General features: G+C 39.8%; 19 protein-coding genes. 6 read left to right on the top strand and 13 right to left on the bottom strand.

Annotation, left to right across the window (positions count from 1 at the left end):
• The first annotated feature begins 61 nt into the window (after positions 1 to 61).
• Together ABLB96_RS05000 and msrA are read left to right on the top strand one after the other, a co-directional pair.
• Positions 62 to 568, top strand: a complete 507-nt coding sequence (locus ABLB96_RS05000) for an SRPBCC domain-containing protein (protein WP_348895643.1) — start codon at positions 62 to 64, stop codon at positions 566 to 568.
• A gap of 129 nt (positions 569 to 697) precedes the next feature.
• Positions 698 to 1222, top strand: coding sequence for a peptide-methionine (S)-S-oxide reductase MsrA (gene msrA, locus ABLB96_RS04995; protein WP_004738047.1), 525 nt, complete (start codon positions 698 to 700; stop codon positions 1220 to 1222).
• Between the two features lie 57 nt (positions 1223 to 1279).
• Here the strand turns inward: msrA and ABLB96_RS04990 are convergent, their stop codons facing one another.
• The 5 genes from ABLB96_RS04990 to ABLB96_RS04970 all read right to left on the bottom strand — a co-directional run bounded on the left by ABLB96_RS04990 (position 1280) and on the right by ABLB96_RS04970 (position 5127).
• The gene (locus tag ABLB96_RS04990) at positions 1280 to 1684 is read right to left on the bottom strand and encodes a biopolymer transporter ExbD (protein WP_348895644.1); all 405 of its coding nucleotides are present in this window, start codon (positions 1682 to 1684) and stop codon (positions 1280 to 1282) included.
• Positions 1684 to 2304 carry a MotA/TolQ/ExbB proton channel family protein gene (locus tag ABLB96_RS04985; protein ID WP_019458050.1) on the bottom strand — a complete coding sequence of 207 codons (621 nt, stop codon included), beginning with the start codon at positions 2302 to 2304 and terminating at the stop codon, positions 1684 to 1686. Before ABLB96_RS04985 ends, ABLB96_RS04990 begins: the two co-directional genes overlap by 1 nt.
• Before the next feature lie 44 nt (positions 2305 to 2348).
• Positions 2349 to 3104 (bottom strand): TonB family protein, encoded by a 756-nt coding sequence (locus ABLB96_RS04980; protein ID WP_348895645.1) that lies wholly within the window; start codon positions 3102 to 3104, stop codon positions 2349 to 2351.
• Between the two features lie 392 nt (positions 3105 to 3496).
• Entirely contained in the window at positions 3497 to 4360 is an 864-nt protein-coding gene (gene purU / locus ABLB96_RS04975; RefSeq protein WP_348895646.1) for a formyltetrahydrofolate deformylase, read from the bottom strand.
• Positions 4361 to 4434: 74 nt separating this feature from the next.
• Positions 4435 to 5127, bottom strand: a complete 693-nt coding sequence (locus tag ABLB96_RS04970) for a TetR/AcrR family transcriptional regulator (RefSeq protein WP_348895647.1) — start codon at positions 5125 to 5127, stop codon at positions 4435 to 4437.
• 112 nt (positions 5128 to 5239) lie between these two features.
• Between ABLB96_RS04970 and ABLB96_RS04965 the strand changes: the two genes are divergently transcribed.
• From ABLB96_RS04965 to ABLB96_RS04950, 4 genes are all read left to right on the top strand, one after another.
• Complete coding sequence (locus ABLB96_RS04965; protein ID WP_348895648.1) at positions 5240 to 6688, top strand: coniferyl aldehyde dehydrogenase; 1449 nt, start codon at positions 5240 to 5242, stop codon at positions 6686 to 6688.
• Positions 6689 to 6855: 167 nt separating this feature from the next.
• Complete coding sequence (rpmB, locus tag ABLB96_RS04960; RefSeq protein WP_000048256.1) at positions 6856 to 7092, top strand: 50S ribosomal protein L28; 237 nt, start codon at positions 6856 to 6858, stop codon at positions 7090 to 7092.
• 12 nt (positions 7093 to 7104) lie between these two features.
• Positions 7105 to 7260: a 50S ribosomal protein L33 gene (gene rpmG / locus ABLB96_RS04955; protein WP_001205031.1), complete on the top strand. Its 156-nt coding sequence runs from the start codon at positions 7105 to 7107 to the stop codon at positions 7258 to 7260.
• 148 nt (positions 7261 to 7408) lie between these two features.
• Positions 7409 to 9118 carry a cation:proton antiporter gene (locus ABLB96_RS04950; protein WP_348895649.1) on the top strand — a complete coding sequence of 570 codons (1710 nt, stop codon included), beginning with the start codon at positions 7409 to 7411 and terminating at the stop codon, positions 9116 to 9118.
• A 37-nt stretch (positions 9119 to 9155) separates the two neighbouring features.
• On the opposite strand, the gene ABLB96_RS04945 is transcribed toward ABLB96_RS04950, so the two are convergent.
• The 8 genes from ABLB96_RS04945 to topA all read right to left on the bottom strand — a co-directional run bounded on the left by ABLB96_RS04945 (position 9156) and on the right by topA (position 17105).
• Positions 9156 to 9434, bottom strand: coding sequence for a hypothetical protein (locus tag ABLB96_RS04945; RefSeq protein WP_004698869.1), 279 nt, complete (start codon positions 9432 to 9434; stop codon positions 9156 to 9158).
• 112 nt (positions 9435 to 9546) lie between these two features.
• Complete coding sequence (locus tag ABLB96_RS04940) at positions 9547 to 10050, bottom strand: DUF6586 family protein (RefSeq protein ID WP_348895650.1); 504 nt, start codon at positions 10048 to 10050, stop codon at positions 9547 to 9549.
• An 80-nt stretch (positions 10051 to 10130) separates the two neighbouring features.
• The gene (locus ABLB96_RS04935) at positions 10131 to 10493 is read right to left on the bottom strand and encodes an ASCH domain-containing protein (RefSeq protein ID WP_348895651.1); all 363 of its coding nucleotides are present in this window, start codon (positions 10491 to 10493) and stop codon (positions 10131 to 10133) included.
• 9 nt (positions 10494 to 10502) lie between these two features.
• Complete coding sequence (locus tag ABLB96_RS04930; protein ID WP_348895652.1) at positions 10503 to 10742, bottom strand: RNA-binding protein; 240 nt, start codon at positions 10740 to 10742, stop codon at positions 10503 to 10505.
• A 73-nt stretch (positions 10743 to 10815) separates the two neighbouring features.
• Positions 10816 to 12795, bottom strand: coding sequence for an ATP-dependent helicase (locus ABLB96_RS04925; RefSeq protein ID WP_348895653.1), 1980 nt, complete (start codon positions 12793 to 12795; stop codon positions 10816 to 10818).
• Positions 12796 to 12912: 117 nt separating this feature from the next.
• The gene (locus ABLB96_RS04920; RefSeq protein ID WP_347017517.1) at positions 12913 to 13485 is read right to left on the bottom strand and encodes an HdeD family acid-resistance protein; all 573 of its coding nucleotides are present in this window, start codon (positions 13483 to 13485) and stop codon (positions 12913 to 12915) included.
• Positions 13486 to 13622: 137 nt separating this feature from the next.
• Positions 13623 to 14381, bottom strand: coding sequence for a hypothetical protein (locus ABLB96_RS04915; protein ID WP_347016600.1), 759 nt, complete (start codon positions 14379 to 14381; stop codon positions 13623 to 13625).
• A gap of 87 nt (positions 14382 to 14468) precedes the next feature.
• Complete coding sequence (topA, locus tag ABLB96_RS04910; protein ID WP_348895654.1) at positions 14469 to 17105, bottom strand: type I DNA topoisomerase; 2637 nt, start codon at positions 17103 to 17105, stop codon at positions 14469 to 14471.
• Between the last annotated feature and the right edge of the window lie 29 nt (positions 17106 to 17134).

The following is a 17134-nucleotide window of genomic DNA, read 5'->3' as shown; positions in this document are numbered from 1 at the left end:
AGTAATTGTATAACTTATTCAATTTGTAAATTAACCAGTTTTCTAATAAAGGAAAATAATCATGACAGAAAAAATTACACCATTTAGTATTTCTAAAGTATTTAATGCACCTCGTGATCTTGTATTCAGGGTACATACTGATATTAATCACTTACAAAATTGGATGAGTCCAAAAAATTTCAAAATCATTCACACCTCAATGGATTTTAAAGTTGGAGGCACTTATCACTATGGGTTAGAAGGACCCGATGGAACACAAATGTGGGGGAAGCAAGTGTTTCGTGAGATTGTACCCAATGAACGATTAACCTTTATTCAATCTTTCTCAGATAAAGATGGTAACAACACACGACACCCCATGTCACCAACATGGCCATTAGAAATGTTAGCAACCACAACTTTTGAAAATATTGATAATATAAAAACAAAAGTCACAATTACTTGGCAACCATGGAACTCTGACGATGTTGGAAACTCAACTTTTGATTCTGCTCGCAATGGAATGACACAAGGATTTAATGGAACATTCTCCAACTTAGAAGCTTATCTAAAAACCCTTCAAATATAGAAGGTCTGTTAGTGGCTATCGAAAACTGAATAAGTTATTCTCTTTTTCTTTACTTTTTTATACATGCTTTACTTTGTAATCTAAATAGATAAACCCTATTGTAATAGGCAGGAAATAGAGGGAAAAACAATGCAACAGGCATTATTTGGTGGCGGCTGTTTTTGGTGCGTCGAAGCTGTATTTTTACAAATACGCGGTGTAGAAAAAGTAACAAGTGGTTATGCAGGTGGGCATACAACTCACCCAACCTATGAGCAAGTCTGTCAAGGAGATACTCAGCATGCTGAAGTAGTCCTTATTGACTTTGATGAACAACAAGTTACATATTCTCAGTTACTTGACGTGTTCTTTGCGACGCATGATCCAACGACTTTAAACCGCCAAGGTAATGATATCGGCACGCAATACCGCTCTGTTATTTACTATTATAATGAAGAGCAAAAGCAGGCAGCAGAACACACAATTCAAACTCTCAAAAATGATGATCTTGATATTGTGACTGAGTTGTCCCCTGTCCCGACATTCTATCCGGCAGAAGAATATCATCAGAATTACTATGCAAAGAACCCTTCACAAGGTTATTGCAACTTTGCGATTCCACCTAAGCTATTAAAGCTATATAGTAAATTCCAGCATCTGATGAAAGATCAATAAATCAGAGCAATAAAAAAGCAACCTAATCGGTTGCTTTTTTATTGAGGAAACTAAATTTTAGTTTTCACTTACAAAGGCAATATCGCTCAGTCCGGCTTCACTGGCGCGAGACATTACCTGAGCAACAGTATCGTACTTCGACTCTTTATCAGCACGAAGTTGAACTGTAGGTTTAACATTGGCCTGACCTGCTTCTTGAAAACGTTTTTGAAGCTCATCAAGGCTAATCACTTGAGTATCCCAAGCCACTTCACCATTTGCATTGATACTAATCGTAATTGCTTTTGGTGGTGGATCAATAATTTCAGCAGTTGTTTTAGGAAGTGTTAATGGAATCGATGGGTTGGCAACTGTTGCTGTGACCAAAAAGATGATCATTAACACCAACATAATGTCGATTAGCGGAATGAGGTTCATCTCATTTATGCCACTATCGTGGTCTTCACCCAATTGAAAAGCCATTAAGCTTGACCTCCAACATAACTTTGCTCTGCAGTTTTGACATCAGACTTTACAGTTGAGTCTTGCTGCAACATTGTATCGATTAACAAACTGTGCGCTTGATCTTGTAAATCATGAGCAAGACCACGATTCGCGCGTACACAGATGTTATAAGCCAATACCGCAGGAATCGCAACTGCAAGACCAAGGCCAGTCATAATCAGTGCTTCACCTACTGGTGTAGCCACTTGAGCCAAGCCAGCTTGTCCGCTCTTACCTACAGCAACAAGTGCATGGAAAATACCCCATACCGTACCAAACAAACCAACGAATGGTGCAATTGAAGCAATTGTTCCTAAAACAGAAATACCTTTTTCAGCATTGACCTTTTCAGCAGAAATTTGACGAAGTAGAGCTTGCTCTGCAACTGCTTTACGCTGCTCAAAACTCAAAGGTTGTAACTTTGCTTTTAGCGAAGTAATAGCCTTAGAAAGTTGAGCATAAGCTTGTTGTTTTAGTTGGCGAGTCCCCATCAAACGTAAGATGAAAACTGTCCAGGTAGCAATCGACATTGCCAATAAGATGAAATACAGGGTTTTACTCACTGCATCTGCATGTTGCCAATAGATTGAAAAGTTCATATTCGAACTCCTGATTAAGGTTAGCCGTTGGGACTCAAATTCGTTTAAGGGGTTAAATCAAAGGGTTGCTCGGCTTTAATTGGATAAGCAACACCGTTTTCCATATAAGGTTTAAATTTTGCACCACGTACAGCACGGACAACTTTGTCATCTAGACTTGAAATGCCGCTACTACGGGTTACGCGTACGTTGGTAATCTTGCCTTTTTCATCAGCTTCAATGAGTACAACAACTGAACGCGCTTCGCCTTGTAAATCTTTTGGTGAAACAGTCAAACGTGGTGAGCGACTCCACTGTACACCTGAACCACCAATTGAGACATGTTTCGGTGATGGATCTGGCGCAGGTTGAGCTTTAGGTGCTTCTTGAACCACTGGCTTTGGCTTTTCAACAACTTTTTCAGTCACAGTGGTCGTTGGAGTGACTACTTTTGGTTCAACTTTTGGTTCTGTCTTTATTGCTTGTTTAGGAGTTTCAGCCTTTTTCACCTGCTGGATTTTTTCCACTGGTTTAGGTGGAATCACAGGCTTCTCAACAACTTTAACCTCTTTCACTTCTTTTTTAGGTTCCGGCTTTTTAGGCGGTTCTTTTGGTTTCGGTGGTAAAGGCTTTGGTTGCTCTTGAATTTTAACGAAGCGGACTTGTAAAGGTTTCTTATCAATTGGCTTTAATTCAGCAGGCTTAATATGGCTGACTGCCCATAAGACCCCGATATGACCAATTGCAACCGCAATTAGTGCCGTGATGACTTTCTTTTTCATCGGATTGGGAGAGTTTAAGGCTGCGGAAGATTGACTCATAAGAATCTAATTACCTAATGGATGATGATCTCGTCTTTTAATTTATAGAAACGATTTCAAACATCGGATAGAACAATAAAGTGCCACAATAATAAATGAGAAGTGTTTTCATTTGCAACTACTTTTTTGCGAAAATCACCGCTCATCATTGTGTCGTCTATCTTAATAAAGTGATATCACTTTACTTTTCTCATGCTTAGACAACACGCAAAATTTGTTGGTTCCATATTTCATCTATCAAATCGCATCTAACTTAAAAAATGATTAAGTAGTCACATCCTAAGGTGATTTAATGAAACAACGAATTTAGGTTATGTTATAACATTTTAAATTTATTTTAGCCATAAAAAAAGCACGCTTGAAAAGCATGCTTTTTAAAAATTATTAGCGAATTAGAAAACTACAGTTTTATTGCCATCTACAATAATCCGGTCTTCTAAATGCCACTTAACAGCACGAGCCAAGACATTACGCTCAACATCTTCACCAAGCTCACGTAATTGTTCAACATTGTAGTCATGGCTTACACGCTCAACGTCTTGCTCAATAATTGGGCCTTGGTCTAGGTCAGCAGTCACATAGTGAGCTGTTGCACCAATCAATTTTACGCCTTTTTCATAAGCTTGCTTATATGGGTTTGCACCAACAAAGGCAGGCAAGAATGAGTGGTGAATATTGATGATTTTCATTTCCCATTTAGAAACAAAATCTTCACTTAAAATTTGCATATAGCGAGCAAGAACGAGTAAATCATTGCCTTGCATCATTTCATGAATTTGCGCATAGGCTTCTGCCTTATTGTCTTTGGTTACTTTAATTACAGTAAATGGAATACCAAAGTTCTCAACAGATTCACGTAAGTCTTCATGGTTAGAAATAACATGCGTAATTTCGCAAGGTAACGACCCACGTGCATGACGCCACAATAACTCAAGTAAAGCATGGTCGACTTTAGAAACTAAAATACCAACCTTTTTAACATCGTTTACAAAAGCAAGACGCCATTGCATCTCATAACGCTCAGCAACGTTCGCAGCAAATGTTTGAATTAATGCATCTTTACGTGACTGTAAATGATCAAGTTCAAATTCAACACGCATGAAATAACGTCCGCCTTGAGCTTCCGTCGCATACTGATCAAGCGCGGTAATGTTTGCACCTTGGTGGTACAAAAAGCTCGATACAGCCTGTACGATCCCAGGCTTGTCTTCACAAGTAATCAGTAAACGGGCTGTATTGGCAGTGGTCATATTCATTTGGTTAATATCACTTAATTGAGACAAATTTTTAATAAGCCGAGTATTCTAGCGCTCTAAATAAACAAGCACAACTATTCATCTTTTAAGGACGACAAGCTGGCAAATAGATCAGACGGTCCAAGCGACTCAAGCAATTGTTCATAAGTCGCACGGCTTTCGCCCATCAAATACGGACCTTCCAAGAAAACCATTTGACGTAATGCCTGCCAAACCCATTTTTCTTCTAGATTATTGTTGTCACTGATATGGCCAGACATATATAAAAAGTTGGTCCAGTTTGTTAAGACAATCCAGAGATTAATAATGAGCGCTTCAATTTCTGATGACGTCATTTTCATAAGACCTGCATCAACAAAAGCTTGATAAATTTTTTGCCCTTGTTGCATCACTTGCCCTGCAAATCGTGGGTAAATCTTTTTAAAGTCTTCATTACTTTCAACTAAATGATAAACATCACGATGGATAAAACGATAGTTCCATAGTTGACCACTTAACACTTGAAAGTAGTTAATTTTGTCGCTGGTTGTTAAGGGTCTATCTTCAGGTAAAGAGAGCATCTCTAAAGTCTCAACCTGATATTGATACATTAATTCCTTAATGATTTCATGCTTGTTTCGAAAGTGGTAATACAAGTTTCCAGGACTAATCCCCAACTCTGCAGCAATATGATTGGTTGTGACAGACCGTTCGCCGCGCTCATTAAAAAGCTGCAAACTGATTTGTAAAATCCGGTCTTTTGTCTTCAGAGCTTTAGGTAGAGACATTTTTATAACCTTCGTTAATTCATATGGTTAAGACGTGAACACAGAAACCAACTTGACTCTTTAGAGTATTTACTCTAAAAAATAAGTATATCAGTATATTTGGTAAGTACCGATGAACAGTCAAACAAAAACAAATCCAGAAACTCAGCTTCCTTACGATGTTCAGCATTTAAATGATTTGCTTGAGCAGCAAAAGATTGGCTACTTACGTCATCCGGTACCCACTGCTAAAGAACGTATTGATCGTTTAGCTCGTCTTAAAAGAGTCTTGGTAAAATATCAAGATCAGATTGCCGAAGCAATTAACCTTGATTATGGCAATCGTGCCATTATGGAAACCAAAATTGGTGAATTGCTTACGTGTCTTGAACAAATCAAGTATTACAGCAAACACCTAAGCGCATGGATGAAACCATCAAAACGCCATATCAGTGTATTACATCAACCAGCAAAAGGTTGGGTACAATATCAGCCAATGGGTGTAATTGGTATTATTACCCCGTGGAACTATCCATTACTTTTATCAGTTGGTCCACTCATTTGTGCCCTTGCAGCGGGTAACCATGCCATGATTAAAATTTCGAGTGCCTCTCCTCACTTTGGACGAGTACTTGAAAGTGTATTAGCAGAAGCCTTTCCACAAGAGTTAGTTGCTGTGGTAAATGGTGGTGGCGTGATTTCTGATGCGTTTAGTCATTTAGCTTTCGATAAAATGATTTTCACAGGCTCAACTTCTGTTGGTAAAACAGTTATGACAGCCGCAGCTCAAAATCTGGTGCCCGTTATTCTTGAGTTGGGCGGTAAATCCCCTGCTCTCGTACATGCTTCTGTAGATATGAAGGATGTCGCACAGCGTATTGCTGTTGGTAAATTATGGAACGCAGGTCAAACATGTGTTGCGCCAGACCATATTTTCTTACCACGTGGTAAAACCGCTGAATTTATCGAAAATTTCAAATTAATTGTAGCTGGCATGTATCCTCATTTCCGTAACAATCAGGATTACACCTCTATTATTAATGATAAACAATATAACCGTATTCAAGGCTATCTCGAAAATGCTCGTGATCAAGGTGCCCGTATTGTTGAAATCAATCCTCAAAATGAAATTTTAGATGATGTCCGCAAAATTGCACCGACCTTAGTGACTGGTGTAACAACTGCAATGGATATTATGCAGAATGAAATTTTTGGTCCTGTTCTACCCATTTTAGAATATGACCAAATAGAAGAAGTCATCGAGTTTATTAATAGTCGACCACGTCCTTTAGCGATGTATTATTTTGATTATGATCAGGCACGCGCCGATTATGTGTCGGAGCATACTCACTCAGGGCATTTCGGAATTAACATGGTTATTACTCATGTTGCTCAAGATGACTTACCATTTGGCGGAATTGGTGCATCAGGTATGGGCAAATATCATGGACCAGAAGGCTTCTTTGGGCTGTCACATGAACGTTCAGTGATGTCAAATCCAAAACTTTATAGCCTCAAATATATTCTTCCGCCGTTTAATAAACCGATTCATCGCTTCATTTCGAAAACCTTGTTGCGTTAACTGATCAAGGCATGATCTGTTACACTAGATCATGCCTCGTTTTTACCAATTTCGCTTGTCTTTTAATCGTATTTTTGGTATAAAACGCCCCTTGAATGAATTCATCCGTTTACATTTAGTATGACTGGCCACAGATTTGCTGTTGGCTAAATCAATGGAGTTACACCATGTCTAAGGTTTGCCAAGTTACCGGCAAGCGTCCAGTCGTTGGTAACAACGTCTCACACGCCAACAACAAAACCAAGCGCCGGTTCGAGCCGAACCTGCACCACCACCGTTTCTGGTTAGAAAGCGAAAAACGTTTTGTACGTCTTCGTTTAACCACTAAAGGTATGCGTATTATTGACAAATTGGGTATCGAAAAGGTTGTTGCAGACCTTCGTGCTCAAGGTCAAAAGATCTAAGGAGTCTGAGCAATGCGTGATAAGATTCGTCTCGTTTCTTCAGCTGGTACAGGTTATTTCTATACCACGACTAAAAACAAACGTACTATGCCGGAAAAAATGGAAATCAAAAAATTTGATCCAAAAATCCGTCAACACGTGATTTTCAAAGAAGCTAAAATCAAATAATTTTAGCGTCGAAAAAAACGACTTCTTTAAGAAGTCGTTTTTTTTTTGCATTTTTTTTATACCCACCTTTTTGTTAAACTTTCTACATATTCCGCCTTGGCATTTTTTATGCTTGTCTTTAGCCTAACTCACGTAAAAGGAGTTTTTAGTGCCGCATGACGTAGATTTAATTATTTTACTTGCTGTTGGTTTCGGCGTTGCCCTCTTTTTTGGCTATATTGCCGCCCGACTACGACTTCCCCCTCTTATCGGCTACTTAATTGCCGGAATTATTATTAGTCCCAACACTCCTGGTATAGAAGCAGATATTCATCTTGCCAACCAGCTCGCTGAACTCGGTGTAATGTTTTTGATGTTTGGCGTTGGGATGCATTTTTCATTAAATGATCTTTTACAAGTTCGACGTATCGCCTTACCCGGTGCTATTTTACAAATTGCCGTTGCAACCTTACTTGGGCTTGGCGTTTCGATGTTATGGGGTTGGAGCTTTGGCTCCGCACTGGTTTTCGGCTTAAGCCTATCGTGTGCGAGTACCGTTGTATTATTAAAAGCTTTAGGAGACCGTGGTCTTTTAGACTCTGTAAACGGCAAAATTGCTGTAGGTTGGCTGCTAGTTGAAGATTTAGTGATGGTACTGGTTTTAGTACTTCTTCCTGCTACAGCAGTTTTACTCGGCGGGAAAGCACCAGCCGGCGCAGAAGGTAACATCTGGCTAACCCTTGGAATCACCCTATTAAAGGTAGTTGGCTTTATTGCCTTTATGCTGATTGTGGGTAAGCGTGTTGTTCCTATCATTATGCAGTTTGTTGCGCGTCTAGGCTCAAGAGAGCTCTTTACGCTAACCGTCGTAGCTGCTGCTGTCTCAATCGCCTATGGCTCTTATGCGATCTTTGGGGTATCCATGGCATTAGGTGCATTCTTTGCAGGTATGGTCGTTAAAGAATCAGACTTTAGCCACCGCGCAGAAGAAGAAACGCTCCCACTACGTGAAATTTTCTCAATTTTATTTTTCGTTTCGGTAGGAATGTTGTTTGATCCACATATTCTTATTGAACGCCCACTACATATTTTGGCTGTTATTGCGATTATTATGATAGGTAAAACTCTTGCTGCAATGGCTTTAGTTTTATTCTTCCGCTATCCAATAAATACAGCACTTACTGTAGGGGCTAGCCTTGCACAAATTGGTGAATTTTCATTTATTTTAGCAACGCTTGGAGTGTCTTTAGGGCTATTAACCTTAGAAGCTCAAAATCTGATTTTAGCAGGTGCTTTATTCTCAATTACACTTAACTCTTTCGTCTTCTCGGCAATTGAGCCTGTACAACGCTGGATTCGTGAACGCTCTCATTTAGCAAGGCTGCTTGAACGCAGTGGCGACCCATTAGCTATGTTGCCAGATGAAGTCGATCAGGCTTATCTACGCGACCAAGTCGTAATTGTCGGGTATGGCGGCGTGGGACGACGTATTACTGAAAATTTAATTGATCAGAATATTAAAGTCGTGATTGCAGAAGAAAATCGTGAAATTGTAGAAAAGCTACGTCAGTCAAATATTGCCGCTGTGAGTGGTGTAGCAACCGAGCCTGGTGTTCTAATTCAGGCTCATATCATGCACGCACGATTACTCGTGATTTCCCCTATGGATATTTTAGATATTCACCGGATTGTAGATATTGCCAAGCAATTAAACCCTCAAATTCAGGTTTTAATTTGTGCAGAAAGTAAAGAAGAAGCTGCCATCATTCGAGATGAGAATATTGGTGAAGTATTCTATGCAAAAGAAGAAATGGCAAAGAATATGAGTCATCATATTTTAAATCAAATCGAACTTGCGCATCAGTCAACACATCATTAACTCATGCAAAAAAAGCGTACTCAAGAGTACGCTTTTTTTAACTTAGGAACTTAGGCTGCTCATCTACAACTTCGGCCTGCCATTCATTGACCTGCTTTTCGAGCAGTCCAAATAACGCAGCTTGAATCATATGCTGGGCAACTACAGGCGTTTGTTCGCCTAATATCTCTTTTAGTTCATCACTAAACTGAATTTTAACCAAGGGCTCTTTTTCAGAACCGGCATTACGCAAGGCAAGTTCACCACCTTCAAGTTGGACTAATTCCAACACTGCTTCTTGATTTCCAAATAACTCTTTCAATTGCTGTATAGACATATACTTCCTCCATGTTTCAACATGGTGGCAAAGCACCCTTGCACTTTGCATCTCTCGTCTTATTTATATAGGCTCAATGGAATTAAATTTCAAGCACTCAGGTAGTTTAATTTTAGAACTCGACCATTTCGTTACGAAAACCATCAATTAAATGACTTAAATCTCTATGCCATTCACGCAAAATTTTCACATCAGGTAACCACGATTGGGGACCTTGAGTCACTTTAATGATCAGGTTAGAAGATGTTTCTTCTTCTGGTGTCGGCTCAGTAGGTTCCGGCGCATATTGGCACATACGGTAAGCACGTTTTAATTCTGCAATAAACCCGTCTTTCGCAAGCTGCTGCAAAACAGAAACTTCCGGAGAAACTTGTCCTTTTGCAGCCATATGCTCTTCAATCGACTTCAATGTTGGCTGTGAATCATTTAAACGGTAGTAACGCACCAGTTCTTGCAGAAATGCCAACATTGCACCATGTAAATGAAATACAGCTGTTTCACGATACGCTTGTACCTGCTGTACATGATCAGTTTGCTCTGCTTGTTGACACGCTAGACGCGCAAAATAGAGCTTTTGATTGGTACGATCGGCATGATAACGAGCAACACGTGACATAACTAAACTTTCCTGTTCTGAAATTGCCATCAATATGGCTATTCTTAGCTTAACGACTCCATTGATAAAATCAACGCTATTTATGGAAAATCCAGCTCAACTTGGTAAATTTTACGTTTAGCTAGAATTTTCACTGGCTGTTTTATAGGGCGAACATTACTTAAGACCCAAGCAAAATACCCTTCGCTCCAAACAGATGCACAGGCTGCTTTGACCTCGTCATTTCGCCAAGTATGAATAGAATCGACATCAACCAAAGCGACAGCAATTCCTTCTTCTTTATCAGCATCTTTTAGCAGAAAGTTCTGGTTTTCGACAATTAATAGATCTTTCACTGGTAACTGTGTAGGTATCCATGAACGCACTTCAAGTGTTTTGATACCTTCAGCGATACGAGTACCATTTGGCGTTACAACCGAGAGAGCTAAAAATTGTCTTTTCATAAGAAAAACTTATTCTTCGGCTGCTTTAACTCGAATTCCATAGCCTTTAACTTTAAGCATATTTAAACCTTTAATGGCTTTGATCGCTTCACGTGGATTAGGCATTTCGACAAAGCCGAAACCCTTTGATTTACCTGTTTCTTTATCTGTTACAACAACACAAGAATCAACTTTACCATAAGCTTTAAACAGCTCTAAAACTTCAGCTTCAGTCACTAAACGATCTAAATTACGAACTAATATTTTCATTTTCCAACCTTCATTGGCCATCAAAATAAAGGCCAATCTACATTTGAGTATTTACAGTGTCTTATACAGTAGTTTAGTCAAGATCGATACCAAAACCTAAATTTACTGTACGTGAAGTGTTCCATTGTTTTTTAGCAAATGGCTGCGGAACTTGACGATGAATTTTTGCCTGAACCAAATGAGTTGGTAAATCATTCAGGAAATAACTTTCGATTTTGCGGCCTTGCTCATCATAAGTGTCTTGTGACCATGTATTGAGATTTTGCTTAGTCAAAATCAATTCATTTTCTGCACGTGTTAATGCCACATATAACACACGGCGCTCTTCTTCGACGTCATCAAAATCGCCTTGTGCGCGTGCATATGGAAATTGATTTGGCGAAACATGCGGTACATAACATACCTTTTGCTCTGCGCCTTTAGCCGAATGAATTGTAATTAAAGTCACTAAGTCATCATCACCCGCTTTTTCAATTTCAGAAACTGAAATAGGCTCAAGCACATATTCTTCGAGAAACTCACCCAGTGATGCATGTTTACGCGCAAGTTGTTTTACTAAGTCGAAATCTTTCGCGCGACGTGACCAGTCTTTAGTTTTATAGTTTTGCTCTAACTGCTCACTTAAGGCATCCAGTGCCAGACCAATACTGGCTTCAACATGCTGCTGTAGCACATCTAGCTGCTTTAAAATTAAAATAGCCTGTAAAGGGACTTTTCCATGACGTTCTAAACGCTGACAACGTTCTTCAACATCAGTAATGCTCATTAACTCTTGCGCTAACTTGCTGGCACCGACATCACCAATACCATCCCATAAGGTTAAAAAGCGCATCCATGCCAAGTCATCGTGAGGGTTACTCACTATACGCAATAGGCTAAGTACATCCTTTACATGCGCTGATTCAAGTAACTTTACGCCACCAATAAAACGATAAGGAATTTCGGCGGCAATAAACGCCCCTTCCAAATAGCGAGCACTATAGCCAGAACGGACTAACACCATATGGTCATACCAATTTGCACCCTGCTGATGACGTTCTATTAAGTCTTGTGCAATCCAGTTGGCTTCTTCAAATTCATTACCAAACAAATGGAGCTGTGGCTTTTGGCCTTTGCCACGATGTGCCTGTAACTGTTTTTGATAATCAATTGGGCTATGCGCCAATAGCCAGTTTGATAAGTCTAATATTTCTTGGGTCGAACGATAATTGAGATCTAAGGTATGAATAACGGCATCAGGAATCCATTCTTTAAAAGAATGAATGTTTTCAAAGTCAGCACCACGGAAACCGTAAATTGACTGAGCATCATCCCCCACACAAAACAACTTCACCTTCCCAATGAGTGGCTGCAAAAGAGCCCACTGTAAAGGGTTAGTATCTTGCATTTCATCAACCAGTAAAGCTTGGCAGAAACCAGCAACCCAGTTCGTTAGTGCTTCCGAATTTTGTAAGTGAACAGCGACAATCGACAAAATATCGTCATAATCTAAAAAATTGCGCTCTCTTTTACGCTGTTCATAGGTTTTCATTAGCTCCGCAATTTGTGCCTTGTACTCATATGCTTCAGGTAACTGCTTGAGTAATGCTTCAGAAAGCTTAGATTGAGTGTTTCGGGCATAAGAATATAAATCACATAGCTCTGCCGCTTTAGGCAAAACGTTATCTTTATCTTTGCCTCTTAATAAGCGAAACATGAGTAACTGATCATCACGATCAATAATACTAAATTGATTTAAACCAAAAGCTTGTGGATTACGACGCAGCAAATACATACAAAAGGTATGGAATGTTGATGCGCGAAGACCTTTAGCTTGTACTCCAACATGCTGTTCAACCCTTGCAACAATTTCACTCGCAGCACGGCGGGTAAACGTTAAAATCTGGATTTGATTGGCAGGTAGCCCCTGATCAATTAAATAAGCTGCACGAGAAACAATAGTTTTAGTCTTGCCACAGCCCGCACCTGCTAAAACCAGACAGTTCTGTGCCGTCGTAGTTGCTGCTTTTTTTTGCTGAGCATTTAATTCATTAATTAACTTTGCAAGACTCATAAACACATATCGCCAAAACAATAATGCGTAGTTTAACAGAGCCCTGCTATGAGATGGACCCTCGCTCACTAAAAACAAAAAAGGACACCTTAAGTGCCCTTTTGTTCGCGATTTAATTTAAGAAACTGTTTTTGAACTAGAAGGTAAATGTTTAATTGCCGAAGCCAATCCTAAAAAGTTAATGCCCTGAAATAAAATATCTACTGCTAAAAACATTCCCAACACCCAAAATGGTGAGTCCTTAGAAACTAAAATTAAAATACCAGTAGCGAGTGTTAACAATCCTGAAAATAATGTCCATCCCCACCCTGCAATTGGTCTTAATAAAAATGCATTTATGGTACGGATTACCCCTGCAATAATAAGTGCAATCGATAATAAGCTTGTTAAAACTACAGCCGTAGTAACAGGCGTAGAAAATGCGTAATAGCCAGCCATTAAATACAGCACGCCAAAAAGTGCCCAAAGCCATCGGCTACCGCCTTTAAAAACACTTAAGGCAGCAATCAAATGCAGCACACCACCGATCATCATTAAAATACCAAATAGGAAAACAACTGAAAATGTGGCAAATGGTAGTGCACTAAATAGGATCAAACCGAAAATAATGAGCACGAAGCCTAATATTAGATACCATTTACGATCAGCATGTAGCTGATTACGAATTAAATCATTACCTACAGTTTTCATCATGGCTACTCTTATTATCAGGTATTAGGAAGTTTATATATTGTCATTATAGTGATTTACTTCACATTTATTGTCTGTATAAGATCTGCATCGTTTATTAACAATTGATGTGGATAAAACAGTATTTATCCACAATTTTATTTCAACCAACCAATTTCTTGAGCTGTTCGTAATCCTATTATGGTGTCTTGTAAATCACTTGGCATTTTGCTGGTCTGCTCAGTCAATGGTGTTCGACCACCCATAATTTCTGCAAACTTTTGTGGGTATAAAGGCACTGTGTCAGGATAGGCATAGCCTAGTGGATAAATCGGTTGGCCAGTTTTTAAATCATATTTATCTGTTGCCCCAAAGCCATGTAAAAGTTCGTGAACAATCACGACCTGATTTTGTGATGCCTGCCCACGTGTAGCAAACAAATTCACACTACCAATACGGCCTTTTTCTAAAGCAGTCGAATGCACCAAAACTTTTTGATAATTTGGGTCATAATAATTTAAATAAAGCTTGAGTGACGCTCCGCTATCTTCAGGTTGCTGTTGTCGCCATGCATAAAAACGAAACTTTAAGCTCCACCAAATTACATGCAAAACATTGGCATTTTGGGGAACTTCAGGTGGCTGCTGCTGTAACTGTTGCCCTAAGCGGATTTCAAAGTTACTTGCTTGCCCACGATAATGCTGTGACCATTCACTTAAATAGCTTTTGAGCATTTGAAAGTCAGCGTTTTGTAACTGCCCAATATAAGCTTGAGTGGTTTGTAAGCCATCCGCATTTACAGGATGAAGTACCACCACAATAGGTTGATTCCAGTCTTGGTTCTGATCACGCCATGCCTGAACTGCAACTATGAGTAAAATGATCAATAGACACAAAATCCGAATGTTTTTCCACATTCTTTTTCCCCATAAAAATTTAAATTTTCTTTTATTGTTGTAGATATAAAAAATGCTAGCTGAGCTAGCATTTTTTAACTGTCTTATTTAACCTTCAATCCATTTACCATCTTGGTAAATTAGACTCCATTTGGTTTGTTTACCTTCTGGTGTTTCAGATCCCACATATTGTGATTGGTTCTTACGACTAAACTTCACAATCGTTGGGTTACCTTCAGGGTCTACATCTGGAGCTTGTAAAATAAACTGATATTTTGGATCAAGTTGGTCAGCAACACTACGAAGCTCAGCCACTTTTGGTGCACGTGTTTCACGAATTTTCGGGAACTTACTTGCAGCCAAGAACAAACCCGCCGCACCATCACGCAACACAAAATAGTCATCATGCTTGGTTGAGCGCAAATGTTCCATCTTGATTGGCTCTACACGTGGAGGTGCAGGTTGACCATTTTTCAAGACTTTACGAGTATTATCACAGCTTGTACAAGCGAAGTATGGACCAAAGCGGCCTGTTTTAAGCTGCATTTCACCATCACATTTATCACATGGAATGGTTGGGCCATCATACCCTTTAATCTTGAACTCACCTTCTTCAAGCTCATAACCATCACAGTCAGGGTTGTTACCACAGACATGGAGTTTACGGCCACCATCAATAACATAGCTGTCCATCGCTGTACCGCATTTTGAACAACGATGTTTTGACATTAAGTCTGCTGTTTCAGCACTGTCATCATCAGATAACGCTGCTAAAGACTCAACTGGCGTTAAGTTTAAAGTACCCTTACAACGTTCTTTAGGAGGCAAGTTGTAACCTGAACAACCTAAGAACACGCCCGTCGTACCCGTACGAATCTGCATAGGACGCGTACATTCAGGACAATGCACTGCTGGTACTTCAACTGGCTGGTTACGGCGCATTCCCTGCTCACCTTGAGCATTGGTCAAACGCTTTTTGAAATCACCATAGAATGTATCGAGTAATTCTTTCCAGTTTCGCTCACCCGTCGCGACTTTATCAAGCTGACCTTCTAAATCTGCTGTAAAAGCATAATTCATTAGGTTATTGAAACTTTCATCAAGACGATCTGTCACGATCTCGCCCATTTTCTCTGCAAAGAGACGACGATTTTCTAATTTGACATAACCACGTTCTTGAATCGTAGAAATAATCGCTGCATAGGTCGACGGACGGCCAATACTACGTTTTTCGAGTTCTTTAACCAAAGAAGCTTCAGTAAAACGTGCTGGTGGCTTAGTAAAGTGCTGACTTGGATCTAACTTCTGTAATTTTAAAATTTCACCTACTTTAATAGCAGGTAAAATAATATCGTCGTCTGATTTGTTGGCACCACGAACTCGTGTAAAACCATCAAATACAAGCGTACGGCCTTTTGCTTTTAACTCAACATTGCCTGCTTCAACTGTTAAAGTTGAAGATAAATATTCAGCTGGTGTCATTTGACAAGCAACGAATTGGCGCCAAATTAAATCATACAAACGCTGAGCATCACGCTCTACACCTGCAAGTTGATCACCTGTAAGCGCAACATTTGACGGACGAATAGCTTCATGGGCTTCTTGAGCACCAGCTTTGTTACCATAGCGATTTGGCTTTGCCGGTAAGTATTTTTCACCGAATTGGCTTTCAATATGAGCACGTACCATACTTACAGCGTCATCGCTCAAGAATGTTGAGTCCGTACGCATATAGGTAATAAAACCAGCTTCGTACAAACGCTGTGCCAACATCATGGTTTTCTTCACAGAAAAACCTAAACGTGTACTTGCAGCCTGTTGCAAAGTCGAAGTGATATATGGTGCGCTTGGATTCACCTTAGTCGGTTTATCTTCACGCTGTGCAACTTTATATTCAGCACCTTTTAAAATATCTAAAAGTGCATCTGTTTCAGCTTTATTCTTTAATTTAAGCGTCTTACCAGCCTGTTTTACAGCTTCAAGACGAATATCATCTTTTTTCGCTTGTGTGTCTGCAAAAACTTGCCAATATTCTTCTGGAATAAAAGCACGAATTTCACGTTCACGTTCAACTACAAGCTTTACAGCCACAGACTGTACACGACCTGCCGACAAACCACGGGCAATCTTTTCCCAAAGTAACGGCGAAACCATGAAGCCTACTACGCGGTCTAAGAAACGGCGTGCTTGCTGTGCATTAACACGGTTTAAATCTAGGCGGGTTGGTTGCTTAAATGCTTCTTGAATGGCATTTTTAGTAATTTCGTTAAATACCACACGATGATAACGGCTATCGTCGCCGCCAATCACTTCGCGTAAGTGCCAAGCAATTGCTTCCCCTTCTCTATCCAAGTCCGTTGCGAGGTAGATGGCATCTGCATCTTTAGCAAGTTTCTTGAGTTCAGCAACAACATTTTCTTTGCCAGGTAGAACTTCATAGTGGGCTTTCCAGTCATGTTCCGGATCGACGCCCATACGATTAATCAGCGCAGATTGAGCTTTTTGTTCTTTTTCAGCTTCAGTGAGTTTTGTCCGGGCAGCCGGCTTTTTCTCTGTTGATTTGCTGCCACCTGTTGGCAAGTCACGTACGTGACCCACAGAAGACTTAACAATGTACTGCGAACCTAAATATTTGTTGATGGTTTTCGCTTTGGCAGGCGACTCCACAATCACTAAGGCACGTTTATGTGCAGCAGAGGCAGTAGATGCTGTGCTTTGAGATGCAGAGCGCGAGGTATTCGCCATATAAAATGTTATTCCTATACCAATAAATT

It is taken from the genome of Acinetobacter sp. XH1741 (genome assembly GCF_041021895.1).
Taxonomy (GTDB): Bacteria; Pseudomonadota; Gammaproteobacteria; order Pseudomonadales; family Moraxellaceae; genus Acinetobacter.
Note: the sequence above shows the minus strand (reverse complement) of the source record. Positions and strands in the feature narration are given on the sequence as shown.

Coding starts and splice junctions, on each gene's coding strand:
- ABLB96_RS05000 (WP_348895643.1), top strand. CDS start 62: ATGACAGAAAAAATTACACCATTTAGTATTTCTAAAGTATTTAATGCA.
- msrA (WP_004738047.1), top strand. CDS start 698: ATGCAACAGGCATTATTTGGTGGCGGCTGTTTTTGGTGCGTCGAAGCT.
- ABLB96_RS04990 (WP_348895644.1), bottom strand. CDS start 1,684: ATGGCTTTTCAATTGGGTGAAGACCACGATAGTGGCATAAATGAGATG.
- ABLB96_RS04985 (WP_019458050.1), bottom strand. CDS start 2,304: ATGAACTTTTCAATCTATTGGCAACATGCAGATGCAGTGAGTAAAACC.
- ABLB96_RS04980 (WP_348895645.1), bottom strand. CDS start 3,104: ATGAGTCAATCTTCCGCAGCCTTAAACTCTCCCAATCCGATGAAAAAG.
- purU (WP_348895646.1), bottom strand. CDS start 4,360: ATGAATATGACCACTGCCAATACAGCCCGTTTACTGATTACTTGTGAA.
- ABLB96_RS04970 (WP_348895647.1), bottom strand. CDS start 5,127: ATGTCTCTACCTAAAGCTCTGAAGACAAAAGACCGGATTTTACAAATC.
- ABLB96_RS04965 (WP_348895648.1), top strand. CDS start 5,240: ATGAACAGTCAAACAAAAACAAATCCAGAAACTCAGCTTCCTTACGAT.
- rpmB (WP_000048256.1), top strand. CDS start 6,856: ATGTCTAAGGTTTGCCAAGTTACCGGCAAGCGTCCAGTCGTTGGTAAC.
- rpmG (WP_001205031.1), top strand. CDS start 7,105: ATGCGTGATAAGATTCGTCTCGTTTCTTCAGCTGGTACAGGTTATTTC.
- ABLB96_RS04945 (WP_004698869.1), bottom strand. CDS start 9,434: ATGTCTATACAGCAATTGAAAGAGTTATTTGGAAATCAAGAAGCAGTG.
- ABLB96_RS04940 (WP_348895650.1), bottom strand. CDS start 10,050: ATGTCACGTGTTGCTCGTTATCATGCCGATCGTACCAATCAAAAGCTC.
- ABLB96_RS04935 (WP_348895651.1), bottom strand. CDS start 10,493: ATGAAAAGACAATTTTTAGCTCTCTCGGTTGTAACGCCAAATGGTACT.
- ABLB96_RS04930 (WP_348895652.1), bottom strand. CDS start 10,742: ATGAAAATATTAGTTCGTAATTTAGATCGTTTAGTGACTGAAGCTGAA.
- ABLB96_RS04925 (WP_348895653.1), bottom strand. CDS start 12,795: ATGAGTCTTGCAAAGTTAATTAATGAATTAAATGCTCAGCAAAAAAAA.
- ABLB96_RS04920 (WP_347017517.1), bottom strand. CDS start 13,485: ATGAAAACTGTAGGTAATGATTTAATTCGTAATCAGCTACATGCTGAT.
- ABLB96_RS04915 (WP_347016600.1), bottom strand. CDS start 14,381: ATGTGGAAAAACATTCGGATTTTGTGTCTATTGATCATTTTACTCATA.
- topA (WP_348895654.1), bottom strand. CDS start 17,105: ATGGCGAATACCTCGCGCTCTGCATCTCAAAGCACAGCATCTACTGCC.